General features: G+C 35.4%; 13 protein-coding genes. 6 read left to right on the forward strand and 7 right to left on the reverse strand.

Annotated elements, in window-relative coordinates:
- Positions 1-27 precede the first annotated feature (27 nt).
- A complete protein-coding gene (locus GQS55_RS05470) occupies positions 28-1,071 on the forward strand; it encodes a type IV pilus twitching motility protein PilT (RefSeq protein WP_159818692.1) in 1,044 nt (347 codons plus the stop codon).
- Positions 1,072-1,104: 33 nt separating this feature from the next.
- Positions 1,105-2,232, forward strand: coding sequence for a PilT/PilU family type 4a pilus ATPase (locus tag GQS55_RS05475; RefSeq protein WP_159818694.1), 1,128 nt, complete (start codon positions 1,105-1,107; stop codon positions 2,230-2,232).
- Between the two features lie 48 nt (positions 2,233-2,280).
- Here the strand turns inward: GQS55_RS05475 and GQS55_RS05480 are convergent, their stop codons facing one another.
- Positions 2,281-2,715, reverse strand: coding sequence for a CBS domain-containing protein (locus GQS55_RS05480; RefSeq protein ID WP_159818696.1), 435 nt, complete (start codon positions 2,713-2,715; stop codon positions 2,281-2,283).
- Positions 2,716-2,937: 222 nt separating this feature from the next.
- Here GQS55_RS05480 and GQS55_RS05485 point away from each other — a divergent pair, with 222 nt between their 5' ends.
- The 3 genes from GQS55_RS05485 to GQS55_RS05495 all read left to right on the forward strand — a co-directional run bounded on the left by GQS55_RS05485 (position 2,938) and on the right by GQS55_RS05495 (position 6,629).
- Positions 2,938-4,383 (forward strand): coniferyl aldehyde dehydrogenase, encoded by a 1,446-nt coding sequence (locus GQS55_RS05485; RefSeq protein WP_159818698.1) that lies wholly within the window; start codon positions 2,938-2,940, stop codon positions 4,381-4,383.
- Positions 4,384-4,672: 289 nt separating this feature from the next.
- Positions 4,673-5,353, forward strand: coding sequence for a TIGR00153 family protein (locus GQS55_RS05490; RefSeq protein WP_159818700.1), 681 nt, complete (start codon positions 4,673-4,675; stop codon positions 5,351-5,353).
- A gap of 10 nt (positions 5,354-5,363) precedes the next feature.
- Complete coding sequence (locus GQS55_RS05495) at positions 5,364-6,629, forward strand: inorganic phosphate transporter (RefSeq protein ID WP_159818702.1); 1,266 nt, start codon at positions 5,364-5,366, stop codon at positions 6,627-6,629.
- A gap of 134 nt (positions 6,630-6,763) precedes the next feature.
- Here the strand turns inward: GQS55_RS05495 and GQS55_RS05500 are convergent, their stop codons facing one another.
- The gene (locus GQS55_RS05500; RefSeq protein WP_159818704.1) at positions 6,764-7,045 is read right to left on the reverse strand and encodes a peptidylprolyl isomerase; all 282 of its coding nucleotides are present in this window, start codon (positions 7,043-7,045) and stop codon (positions 6,764-6,766) included.
- A gap of 306 nt (positions 7,046-7,351) precedes the next feature.
- On the opposite strand from GQS55_RS05500, the gene GQS55_RS05505 reads away from it, so the two are divergent.
- Positions 7,352-8,269, forward strand: coding sequence for a hydrogen peroxide-inducible genes activator (locus GQS55_RS05505; RefSeq protein WP_159818706.1), 918 nt, complete (start codon positions 7,352-7,354; stop codon positions 8,267-8,269).
- Positions 8,270-8,423: 154 nt separating this feature from the next.
- On the opposite strand, the gene GQS55_RS05510 is transcribed toward GQS55_RS05505, so the two are convergent.
- From GQS55_RS05510 to GQS55_RS05530, 5 genes are all read right to left on the reverse strand, one after another.
- Positions 8,424-8,699, reverse strand: a complete 276-nt coding sequence (locus GQS55_RS05510) for a hypothetical protein (RefSeq protein ID WP_159818708.1) — start codon at positions 8,697-8,699, stop codon at positions 8,424-8,426.
- A 238-nt stretch (positions 8,700-8,937) separates the two neighbouring features.
- A complete protein-coding gene (locus tag GQS55_RS05515) occupies positions 8,938-11,115 on the reverse strand; it encodes a malate synthase G (RefSeq protein ID WP_159818710.1) in 2,178 nt (725 codons plus the stop codon).
- A 187-nt stretch (positions 11,116-11,302) separates the two neighbouring features.
- Entirely contained in the window at positions 11,303-12,013 is a 711-nt protein-coding gene (locus GQS55_RS05520) for an LrgB family protein (RefSeq protein ID WP_159818712.1), read from the reverse strand.
- A 1-nt stretch (position 12,014) separates the two neighbouring features.
- Positions 12,015-12,389 (reverse strand): CidA/LrgA family protein, encoded by a 375-nt coding sequence (locus GQS55_RS05525; RefSeq protein WP_159818714.1) that lies wholly within the window; start codon positions 12,387-12,389, stop codon positions 12,015-12,017.
- Between the two features lie 112 nt (positions 12,390-12,501).
- On the reverse strand, positions 12,502-13,443 hold the full coding sequence (locus GQS55_RS05530) for a LysR family transcriptional regulator (RefSeq protein WP_159818716.1): 942 nt from the start codon (positions 13,441-13,443) through the stop codon (positions 12,502-12,504).
- Positions 13,444-13,722: the final 279 nt, after the last annotated feature.

Genomic DNA, 13,722 nt, shown 5'->3' on the forward strand with positions numbered 1-13,722 from the left:
TGACAAATAATACCACCGAGGTTTTTTATGGATATTACTGAACTACTTGCCTTTAGTGTGCAACATGAAGCATCAGATTTACATTTATCGACCGGGTCGCCACCTTTGATTCGCGTTGATGGTGATGTTCGTAAACTTAATATACCCGCTTTTGATGCTAAAGATGTTAACGCATTAGTCTACGACATTATGAATGACCGTCAGCGTAAAGAATATGAAGAAAAGCTAGAGGTGGATTTTTCTTTTGAAGTGCCTAATTTAGCAAGGTTTAGGGTTAATGCCTTTAATCAAAATAGGGGGCCTGCCGCTGTTTTTCGTACCATCCCAAGTACAATATTATCCCTTGATGAATTAGGTTGTCCTGATATTTTTAGAGATATTTCCGATACCCCACGTGGTTTAGTTTTAGTTACAGGACCAACAGGCTCGGGTAAGTCGACAACGTTAGCTGCAATGGTTGATTATATTAATGATTCGAAAAACGATCATATTTTAACTATTGAAGATCCGATAGAATTTGTACACGAAAATAAAATGTGTTTGATTAACCAACGTGAAGTACATCGTGATACGTTAAGCTTCGAGGCGGCATTACGTTCAGCTTTACGTGAAGATCCAGATGTTATTCTTGTTGGGGAAATGCGTGATTTAGAAACTATTCGTCTTGCCATGACTGCCGCTGAAACGGGGCATTTAGTTTTCGGTACCCTACATACAACCTCTGCCCCTAAAACCATTGACCGTATTATTGATGTATTCCCTGCAGCAGAAAAAGCAATGGTGCGCTCTATGTTGTCAGAGTCACTTAGAGCCGTTATCTCTCAAACGTTAATTAAAAAAGTGGGTGGTGGTCGTGTTGCAGCGCATGAAATTATGATTGCTACACCCGCTATTCGTAATTTAATTCGTGAAGATAAAATTGCACAAATGTATTCATCTATTCAAACCGGTATGTCTAATGGTATGCAAACGATGGATCAATGTTTACAAAATTTAGTTAGTCGAGGCATTATCACTAAAGCCTCAGCCATGGAAAAAGCGGTTGATAAAAATCAGTTCAAAAGCTTTTAAATTATGTATGAATTATTAATATAGGAATAATTAATGGCCTTTCATCAGTTATTAGAAAAGATGGTTGCTGCACAAGCTTCCGATATGTTTGTTACCGCGAAGTTGCCCGTTAGTGCTAAAATTAATGGCGAGTTACAACCTATTGATGACCAGGTATTAACTGCCAAAGATGCGTTAGCCTTAGTGCATAATGCGATGAATGAAAAGCAAATTCGTCAATTTGATGAAGAAAAGGAATGTAACTTTGCCATTTCAATTGATGGGATTGGGCGTTTTCGTATTTCTGCTTTTTGGCAGCGTGATATGGCAGGTATGGTCGTTCGTCGTATTGTTACTGAAATACCTGATACCGACGAGCTTGGTTTACCTTCTGTATTGAAAGATGTTGTGATGTCAAAACGAGGGTTAGTACTTTTTGTTGGCGGTACCGGCACCGGTAAGTCAACGTCGATGGCATCATTAATTGGTTATCGAAACCGCAATTCACGTGGACATATTCTAACTATTGAAGATCCGGTGGAATTTGTTCATGAACATGGAAAAAGTATGATAACTCAACGTGAAGTAGGGTTGGATACTGAGTCGTTTGATGCTGCCTTAAAAAGTTCATTACGACAAGCACCTGACGTAATTCTGATTGGTGAAATTCGTAGTAAGGAAATCATGGAGCACGCGTTAAGTTTTGCTGAAACAGGCCATTTATGTATTGCTACTTTACATGCGAACAACGCAAACCAAGCGATTGATCGAATTATGCATTTAGTACCAGCTGATCAGCATGGTAAGTTACTGTTTGATTTAGCATTGAACCTTCGGGGAATTATTGCTCAGCAATTGGTACCGACTAAAGACGGTACTAGCCGAGTAGCTGCGATTGAAATTTTATTAAACTCGCCTTATGTCTCAGAGCTTATTAAAAAAGGTGATGTTGGTAGTCTCAAAGACGTAATGAAAAAATCTAATGAGCAAGGGATGCAAACCTTTGATCAAGCATTATTTAATTTATATGAAGAGGGCTTGATCACATATGCCGATGCACTGCATCATGCTGATTCACCCAATGATTTACGTTTGATGATTAAATTGCGAACTAATGATCAAAGTGGAACAGGTGGATTGAGAGGTGTAACACTTGATGGCTTTGACGACCCTATCGATTGATGGTTTCGATAAGCATTAGTTGCTAATTTTTTAATGGTTGGAAGATTGTTAATTGTTAGCGGCTAATTTTACTTTATACCTTAATGCTAATACCTTTAATAAATCTCGCCAAGTAATAATCCCTACTGGTTCATTCAGCTTATTGACTACAGGTAAACAAGAAACATGGTTATCATGTAACAGTAAAACAGCTTCATTTAATGATTGCTCTGGTTGCGTTTTAATCACATTTCTAGCCATTATTTGATGCATTTTCTTTTGCATTAACGCCGTATCTCTATGGGTTTCGTGGCTCGTGCCAACAGTCGGGCTCAAATGCTTATATAAATCTCTATCTGTTATGATCCCAGCTAATAAACCATGATCATCAATAATAATTACGTGGTGTATATTATTATTTTCAAAGATTTCTTTAGCCTGACTTAATGGTGAATCCATAGAAAGGGTGAGCAAGTTTTTTTGCATTATGCTTTCAATTTTCATAGGTCTTTCTATTTATATGATTATATTAATGGTCATTATCACGATAAAAAATTATCGCCATAAGTAAAATTCTATGCTTAGATAGCTCATCGGATCAGCTTAACTAACTGATTAATTTTGCATGTTAATAAACTAATCAATTCGATGTAGTATAGCAATAGTTGTTACAACTATTTTCTATGACTTATAAAATTAATTCCCAGGTAATTGAGGTAAATAAGAATGGCTAATAATTTATATAGCGAATTAGATGATCAACAAGAGATTGGTCAAATTGATAATGTTTTATTGATGCAAAAAAAAGCCTTTATTAATGATCCTTATCTATCTGCACAAGCACGTATAGATGATTTAGTTAAATTAAAATCAGCTATTCTTAGCTCTCAAGAGGCTTTACTTAAAGCACTGTCAGAAGATTTTGGCTGCCGTAGTGTTGACGATAGTAAGATGGCTGATTTAATGCCTACAATTATGGGTATTAATTACTCGATTAAACATATTAAAACATGGATGAAGCCATCAAAACGTCATGTCGCTTTACTTTTTCAACCAGCGAAAGCTTTTGTAATGTATCAGCCGTTAGGCGTTGTTGGCATTATTACACCGTGGAATTATCCGTTATTTTTATCGCTTGGCCCTTTAACAACAGCACTTGCTGCTGGGAATAGAGCGATGATTAAAATGTCTGAATTTACGCCCGCGACAAATGATGTAGTAAAAGAAATGCTGTTGAGTATATTCTCAAACGATAAAGTGGCTGTAATTAATGGTGGTCCTGATGTTGCTTCTCACTTTTCTGCACAACCTTTTGATCATTTGATTTTTACTGGGTCAACCCGTGTTGGCAAAATAGTCATGGCAGCAGCAGCTAAAAATTTAACACCTGTTACTTTAGAGTTAGGCGGTAAATCACCAACAATTATTGATGATGAAATTGAGATTAACGATGCTGTATGCCGTTTTATTTTAGGTAAAACGCTTAACGCGGGGCAAACGTGTGTCGCACCAGATTATATTCTTTGTCCGAAGGGACGCGTTGATGAGCTAAAAAATTCAATAAGCAAACAATTTAATAAAATGTACCCTAGTGTGGCTAATAATAAAGATTATGGTGCAATAATTAATGACATGCAGTTACAACGATTGAACCATTGGCTAGAGGATGCTCAAGCTAAAGGTGCTATTTTAACGCCATTAGGTAACGATAATCAGCAAGATTGCTTGTCAGCAGGAAAGATTCCATTAACGCTAGTTAATAATGTTAATGACGATATGCTGTTAATGCAGGAAGAAATTTTTGGCCCTATTTTACCCATAGTTAGTTATAAGGATATAGATGAAGTGATTGCTTATGTAAATGCTAGGCCTCGTCCACTGGCTTTATATTTATGTAGTTATAATGCAGATATTCAACAGGCTGTACTTGAAAGGACACATGCGGGAGGCGTTTGTTTAAATGACGCAGCAATGCATGTTGCTCAAGACGATATGCCGTTTGGTGGTATAGGTCCATCAGGTATGGGACATTATCATGGTCATGAAGGTTTTTTAACTTTTTCCAAAGCAAAATCAGTCTTTAAAAAAGGTAAGATAAATACGGCATCTACAGCATTTCCTCCTTATAATAAATTAATTCATAAGCTCATTTATAAGCTATTCTTAAAATAATGTTCTCCATTTATCAAAGGTAGGTGCTTACGGCTCTGTTCGTTATTTTATAATGAATGATCAGTTTCACCCCTGTAATAAAAATGTCATATAAGTGTCATATAATCTTCGTAGCTAAAATAAATTAAGCGTATATAGGTCGATTTCACTGTATTATGTCAACTTGATTAAGTTATTCTCCACTCAAATTTAATCAAATTGGTATTGTAGGAAAGTTTAACTTAGTTAAATAAATACGGTATGATCAACATTAATTGATTTACAACGAAAATAATAACTGGAAAATATCATGGCCAGCAATTCAATATTGGGTGTTTTTGCAAAGTCCCCAATTAAACCATTAGTAAAACATATAAAATTGGTTGTTAAATGTAGCAATCAACTTATTCCATTTTTTAACGCTTGTAGCGAGCAAAACTGGAGTGAAGCAGCTAAGGTTCGTCGCAAGTTATCGAAATTAGAGCAAGATGCGGACGTATTGAAACGACAATTACGTTTAGAGCTGCCGGGTGGTTTATTTATGCCGGTAGACCGAGCTGATTTGCTTGAGCTACTTAGTCAGCAAGATAAAATAGCGAATAAAGCTAAAGATATTTCGGGGCGCATTCTAGGTAGAAAGTTAGAAATTCCTGAAAGTTTACACATACAATTTGATGCCTATTTAGCACGCTGTATTGAAGCGACTGAAAAAGCAGCCGAAGCGATTAGTGAATTAGATGATTTATTAGAAACTGGCTTTCGTGGACGCGAAGTAGAGCTAGTTGAAAAAATGATAAATCAATTAGATGAGATTGAGAAAGATACTGACAACATGCAAATCGTGTTGCGTAAAGATTTACTTGCTTTAGAAAGTGAGTTAAATCCCGTTGATGTAATATTTTTATATCAAATTTTTGATTGGGTTGGTGATTTAGCTGATCTTGCTGAGCGTGTAGGTGCACGTTTAGAAATTCTTTTAGCTAGAAAATAGGGTTTAACCGATGGAAATTATACAAAATTCAGGCTCTATTTTAGTCATGATCGCCGCTATTGTTGGTTTGTTTATGGCGTGGGGCATTGGTGCTAACGACGTAGCAAACGCAATGGGCACTTCAGTTGGCTCTAAAGCGTTAACTATTAAGCAAGCAATTATAATCGCTATGGTATTTGAATTTGCCGGTGCTTATTTAGCGGGTGGCGAAGTTACTTCAACGATTCGTAAAGGGATTATTGATGCTAGCTTTTTTATAGATTCACCTGAATTACTCGTCTTTGGGATGATTTCAGCGCTATTTGCTGCGGCAACGTGGTTACTTATTGCGTCTGCATTAGGTTGGCCTGTATCTACAACACATTCTATTGTTGGTGCTATTGTAGGTTTTGCGGCAATGGGCGTGAGTGTTGATGCTGTTACTTGGTCTAAAGTGCTTGGTATTGTTGGAAGTTGGGTAATAACACCATTAATCTCCGGTGTTATCGCGTTTATTATCTTTAATAGTGCACAAAAACTTATTTTTGATACGGATAAACCTTTAGTGCAAGCTAAGCGTTGGGTACCAATGTACATGTTTTTTGCCGGTTTTGTTCTTGCGCTTGTTACGATTACAAAAGGGTTAAAACACTTAGATTTACATATAGATACAACTGATGCGTTTATTTATGCCGCTATTACCTCAGTTATTGTCGCTTTAATCGGTAAATATTTTATTAGCCGAATCAAGTTTGATGAATCTGCAGAGCTTAAAACACATTATGCTAATGTTGAAAAAGTGTTTGCTGTGTTAATGATTGTAACCGCTTGTTGTATGGCCTTTGCTCATGGTTCAAACGATGTTGCTAACGCTATTGGTCCATTAGCTGCAGTAGTTAGTATTGTTGATAATGGTGGTGAAATTGCAGCTAAATCAGCAATAGCTTGGTGGATATTACCATTAGGTGGTTTTGGTATTGTTGCGGGTCTAGCTATCTTTGGTCATAAAGTTATTGCAACAATTGGTCAAGGTATTACGCATTTAACACCAAGTCGTGGTTTTGCAGCTGAATTAGCCGCAGCGTGTACCGTTGTTATCGCCTCAGGAGCAGGCTTACCTATTTCGACTACTCAAACCTTGGTAGGTGCGGTATTAGGTGTAGGGATGGCGCGTGGTATTGCAGCAATTAACTTAGGTGTAGTACGTAACATTGTTATTTCTTGGGTAATCACTTTACCAGTAGGCGCAGCATTATCAATTATGTTCTTCTGGATGATGAAAGCGATATTTGCTTAATATCTTGATGTAATCGATATCTAAATGATAAAAATTAAAAAGCCGCAATATTAATGCGGCTTTTTGCTTTTCTGTCGTAGGTGATTAGCTATTACCCAATATACTACCAAGCGGATAAAAATCAGGTTAACGTTTTACTCGCTACGTTCAGTAACCTCAAGTAAATGATAACCAAATTGAGTTTTCACTGGACCTTGTACTTCATTAAGTGGAGCAGAAAATACTACTTTATCAAACTCAGGAACCATTTGGCCTGGGCCAAAAGTACCTAAACTACCACCTTGTGCTTTAGATGGACAATTAGAGTGCTCTTGAGCCACTTCTGCAAAGTCTTTTCCATTTTCAATGTCAGCTTTTAATGCTAAACATTGTTCTTCAGTATCAACCAATAAATGACGTGCTGCTGCTTGAGACATATTTTTTCCTATTCATAACTGTAGTGAGAATTAATTTGAGTAACAATAACGTATCTAGTAATAGATTTAAAGGTAGCTAATCAATTTATTCTTTTGCCTAACTAGCTCTACTAATACCATTGTTATTATATTTGTGATCTTACTGTATATAATAAAAGTAAACCAAGGTAGGAGTTGGGTTGAGTAGGAATGTGTTGGTGATTGAGCATAATGTCGCAATGGTATACTTTAATCAGCACAAAAGAGTAATCGTTTAATTAAATTGCTATAGTATTGATTAAGGTTAAATCAATACTATAGCTGTCTATGGATAATAATATTTTCAATAACAAGTTACCTAATCTTAAACATTTAAACTACTTATTAGCACTTGATAAGCACAAGCATTTTAATAAAGCTGCACAAGCTTCTTTTGTGAGCCAATCAACATTAAGTAGTGCAATCTTAAAATTAGAAGAGCAGCTTTCTTGTCAGCTATTAGAGCGTGATCATAAGAGTTTTGTTTTCACTAGTCATGGTAAACAAGTCGTTTTACTGGCAAAGCAGTTGTTATTAAGTGCGAATGAATTCGTAACCTTTGCTAAACAACAAGAAAGCCAAAATGAAGGGAGTGTGCGAATAGGCTGTATTCCAACTATTGCTCCTTTCTTATTGACTGATTTAGTCTTGCTATGTCAAAGGAAGTTACCAAAACTTAAGCTTTATTTGTGTGAAGACACGACTGAAAACTTAATGATGCAATTAGAGCAAGGAGAGATTGATTGTGCAATATTAGCCTTTCCTATCACCAAACATAATTTTTCAATGCAAATATTGGGTAGAGATAAATTCTATATAGCCGGCGAAGAAAATCTTGTGAACAATATTTTAAATTCACGTAATTATGATAGTTTACCAAAAAGCAGTATATTCCTTCTCAAAGAAGAGCACTGTTTAACTGAGCATACAGTATCAGCTTGCCAACTAGCGGATAATACTCGTATTAATAATTTTTCTGCCTCAAGCATTGCAACACTGGTTCAGATGACGGTTTTTCACCACGGTATTACATTTCTTCCTCAAATGGCGGTAGAAAAGGGCGTTGGGAAGTTTGAAGGTTTAACGATTAAACCAATACAAGATGATGTTTATCGAGATATAGGCATGATTTGGCGAAAAGCAAGTATGCGAGAACAGTCTTTTTTGGCTTTGGGGAAGTTAATATCTGACTTACTGAATAAATGAGTATTAAAGTGACGTAATACTCATTACTGAGCTCGACTTCAATAACAATAGATTAGTTATTGGTAGAAAAGTAAGTCAGAGGTTGGTTTTTAGCTAAACTATTTTAACTAAATTATTTTAAGTAAACGATTATAAGTAGTCTGTTTTAAGTCAACTATTTGAAAGATGAAATAAATTGTTGCAGCTTTTCATTAAAAATCATAGTCATTTCAAAGAACTCATTGTTCTTATATTTACTATTATTTGATGATAAAGCTATACTTTCATCAATAGTTTGAGTCGATAATGAGGGTTTTAGTGCCATTAGCTCTGATGTTGATGATGATTGAATATAAAGCGTGTTGGCCTGTATTAAATTGCTTTTGGCAAATGTAGACCATGAAATTATAGTGATCGAAACAATCAATAATAGTGAAAATAATGTTTTCATATAGTTCTCCTGCCAATTTAGAAATTTAAAGATACATTATAACTATATTTTTTTACAAAGGTAAATACTATATTAATAAGGTATGCAGAATATTTACTAGGATAAAGCGTTTTAATCCATATGATAAGCATATTTATGGAATTTAGTTTTACTAATTAGCGTCATATTGTAGACGTTTACAATAGCCAGAGCTTCAATCTCTGGCTATTATTACTTAACGCATTAACGCATTAACAAATTAACTACTTGTACTAGCCTTTTTATCTAACCTAAATTGATGCAATAATGGCTCTGTATACCCGCTTGGTTGTTCAGCACCTTGAAAAACGAGTGCCGAAGCTGCTTTAAAAGCGATATTATTCGTAAAGTCGGCACTCATTGACTGGTAACTTGGATCTCCAGCATTTTGGCCATCAACAATCTTCGCCATTTTTTCTAAGCTTGCTTGTACTTGTTCTGGCGTGCAAATTTTATGGTAAAGCCAATTTGCGATATGTTGACTAGAAATACGTAACGTTGCTCTATCTTCCATTAAACCAACATTATTAATATCTGGTACTTTAGAGCAACCAATACCTTGGTCTATCCAACGAACTACATAACCTAATATGCCTTGGGCATTATTATCTAGCTCTTCAGTAATCTCATCTATGCTCCAGTTAGTATCTTGCGCCAATGGGATAGTTAAAATATCATCTAAATTAGCACTTTCACGTTGCATTAAATCTTTTTGAAGAGAGAATACATCAATACGGTGATAATGCAGGGCATGCAATGTAGCTGCTGTCGGTGAAGGAACCCAAGCAGTATTTGCGCCGGCTTCAACATGATTTATTTTGGTTGCTACCATATTCGCCATTTGATCAGGTATTGGCCACATGCCTTTACCTATTTGAGCTTTTTGACTAAAACCACAGGCTAAACCAACATCTACATTGTTATTCTCATAAGCGCCTATCCAAGGTGTCAATTTAATATCAGCTTTACGTGCCATAGGTCCTGCGGCCATAGACGTGTGAATTTCGTCACCAGTTCTATCTAAAAATCCAGTGTTGATAAATACCACTCGCTCTTTAGCTGCATGGATACAGTTTTTTAAATTGACACTGGTGCGTCTTTCTTCATCCATAATGCCCATCTTTATGGTGTTAGGCGGTAATAATAGGGCGCTTTCTACACGAGAAAAGAGTGTGTTGGCAAATTGCACTTCATCAGGGCCATGCATTTTAGGCTTAACTATGTAAATAGAGCCTTCATTACTATTACTTAATGAGCCATTACCTTTTATGTCATGTAAGGCTATTAATGACGTGATCATGGCATCTAAAATGCCTTCAGGTATTTCGTTACCTTGTTCATCAATAATTGCGTTATTTGTCATTAAATGACCAACATTACGCACAAACATTAAACTGCGACCTTTAAGTGATATAGTTTCACCCGATAGTGACTGGTATTGTCTATCGCTGTTCATTTTACGTGTAAATGATTGACCAGCTTTAGAAATATTCTCAGTTAAATTGCCTTTCATTAAGCCAAGCCAATTCCGATAAGCAATCACTTTATCTTCACCGTCTACAGCGGCAACAGAGTCTTCACAATCCATAATAGTTGTTAAGGCTGACTCAATTATCACATCGCTTAAAGTTGATGGATCTGCTTTACCTATTTCACTTGTGGCATCAAAAACCAATTCAAGGTGTAAGTTGTTATGCTTAAATACTAAGGTATTTGGCTTGCTGATACTGCCAGTAAAACCAATGAATGATTCATTATTTTGCAATGAGCTTTGTTTGCCATTACTTAAGCTCACCATGAGTTGCTGTTCATTTAAATGATAAGCAACAACATCTTTATGGTTTGCATCAATTAGCGGTATTGCTTGATCTAGGAAATCTTTAGCGTAGCTAATTACTTTTGCACCACGAACAGGGTTGTATGCACCAGCTTTTTCTGCACCATTGTCATTGCTGATAACATCCGTACCATATAAAGCGTCATATAAACTGCCCCAACGCGCATTTACAGCGTTCAGAGCGAAACGAGCATTCATTATTGGTACAACAAGTTGCGGCCCTGCAATAGTCGCAAGTTCTGCATCAACATTTTCTGTAGTGATAGAAAAGTCTTCAACAACCGGTGCTAAGTAACCGATATCCGTTAAAAATTGTTTATAATTAGCAAAGTTAAACTTCTCACCAAAGTTATCTTGATGCCAATTATCAAGTTGTTCTTGTAATTCTTCGCGTTTAATCAGTAATTTTTTATTGTCACCAGACAAATCATTAATAATTTGAGCAAAATCTTGCCAAAATTGTGATGAAGATATTCCTGTATCTGGTAGAGCTTCGTGTTCAATAAAATCAAATAATTCTTGGTTTATTGTTAAGCCTGATAATTTTACGTTTTGAGTCATGTTTTCCTCGCTTACTCTGGTGACATTTCATCTGTTTAGGTAGAAGTTAGATAACACTTCAGTTTAATAACTCTATCCTATTGCTAATAGCATGGACTAGCAATGACAGTGTTATTATAACTATTATTCATTTTGTGAATGTATTTCCATATGTTTTTTAAATTTAGTTATAGTGAATTTCTTACGCTTAAAAAAGTGGTAACAATAAAGGAACCATTATCGGTATTATTAATGCGGTTAATAACGCTGATATTATTAACGCCACTGAGCTATATGCTCCTTGATTAAGGTTGTTCTTTGATAAAATAATGCTACCAATAACATGACTACCCGTTCCAATAGCGAGTCCAATAGCAATATCGCTGCGTATATTAATAAACTTAAGCCAAATTGGGCCTAAAATAGCACCAGAAAATCCTGCAATCATAATGGCAAAAGCGGTTATTGAACTATCACCTTGCAACCGCTCTGTTAAGGTTATACCTATAGGAGTAGTCACTGATTTCAATGATAAAGCAATAGCGATTTCAGTTTGATGAATTAATAACATGGTTAACGAAAAGCTAATAATCATCACAATACATATACCTAACGCGAGTATTGCAATGAGCTCTTTCCAATAGCGTTTTATATGCTGAAGCTGCTGATAAAGAGGGAAGCCTAAAGCAACAGTAGCCGGCTCTAATAAGGCGTTTAATACTTGTGTTGATTCGCGATAACTTGGGTAATCAATATTATTTAATAGTAAGTAGGGTATGATGAAAACAGTAGAGAATAGCATTGGGTTTAACCAAATCAACTGCCATTTTTGCTGAGCCCAAGAAACACTTTGATATAGTGCTAAAGTCATTAAGGTGAGCATTAACGAATCGACTAGATTTATGTTTTCAAATAACATATCAATAATCCTTTGCATCTACAGCTGGTTTTGATTTTTTTGTTAAATATTTTTCAGCTAAAATGCCAACAAAGGTTATTAATATAAAGGTGGTGACAAGAATAATTGCGACTATCGAATAACCATGTCGTTGAAATAATTCAAAATGATTAATTACTCCTACAGCTGCAGGAATAAAGCAAATCCCCATATGCTTTATTCCCCATTGGTTTGCTTGTTGAACTTTATCAGGATTAAACCAACCTAACTGTAATAATAAGCAATACATTATCATGCCGTATAAACTTGCTGGTAAACCGCCGATAACACTGTAAAGCATTCTGCCAGATATTAAGCAAATGCTAATAGCTATTATGGTATAAATAATATTTTTCATTCTAACTCAATTAACTAGAAAGTTTTTATAGGTTTATTTCAACATTATTAAATTTATTGTTAACTCAGAGCTGGTTACCTCAGTAAGCTTTGAGTTAACAAATAGATTTACTCTACATTTGCACTAACCTAGCAGCTTCTATTACCAAATGTCTGAACCATATATGGCTTGCATCATGATGAAGTAAAGGGCTCCATATCATTTTTAATTCCATGTCAGGAATTTCAAATGGTGGTTTAACAATAATATAATTAGCATCGCTTTTATGTAACATAGCGGCTTTTGTTGGTAACGTAGCAATTAAGTTATCTTCAAAAGCAAGTTGCATGGCAACATGGTAGTTTCGAGTGAATACCTTTATGTCGCGTTTCTTTCCTAACCTTGCTAATGATTCATCAACCCAGCCAAGTTTTTGTACGTCGTTTGGATTCATTCCAACCCCAACACCAAAACCGGTTTTTGATACCCAAACATGTTTTGCTGCTAAGTAAGAATTCAAATTGAATTTAGTAACAATAGGATTATCAGCACTTACTAAGCAAGAAAAGGAATCACGCCAAATAGACTTTTGATGAAAGGATTGTGGAAGTTCATCAAAGCGGTTTATGGCCATATCGATTTTACCGGCTTCAACATCATGAAAGGTAACATCACTTGGTGTCATAATATCAATAGTGACATTAGGTGCTACTTTATTAAGAAGTTTTAATAACTTTGGTAGTAGGGTAGATGCCGCATAATCACTGGCCATAATGCGAAAAACGCGAGTACTATTCTGTTCGTTAAATTCTTCTTCGCCTTGCAATGTTTTTTCTAATTCAAGTAATATTTTTCTAATAGCTGGCGCTAGTGCTCTTGCTCTTTCAGTTGGAGACATACCGTCAGAAGTGCGTACTAGTATAGGGTCATTGAATAGCGTTCTTAGTCTTTTTAAGCCATTACTCATCGCAGGTTGAGTAATGTTAAGCTGACCAGCAGCGCGAGTAACATTCTTTTCTCTAAGTAGTACGTCTAAATAAATGAGTAAATTTAAATCAATTTTAGAAATATTCATCAGTTTGATAGCTCTCTCTTGAATCATAATTTAAATGAATATAAGCTAATTTTTATTCTTGTTCAATGATAAATAGTGATTATTTAGTATTATATTAAGAGAAATTAATATTAGGTGAACTTTAATGCATTGTATTTTAATACTTTAATTATTTTAGATAAATGTAAAACATACTATTTCCTATGTGAATGGTGGTAATAGTAATTATATATTTCATAAATAGTGGCTAGTTGGTTATTATTTTTGTTGTCCGGTGTGGTTGCTTTCACAGCAAGTTAC

This window comes from Colwellia sp. 20A7, assembly GCF_009832865.1.
Lineage (GTDB): Bacteria > Pseudomonadota > Gammaproteobacteria > Enterobacterales > Alteromonadaceae > Colwellia.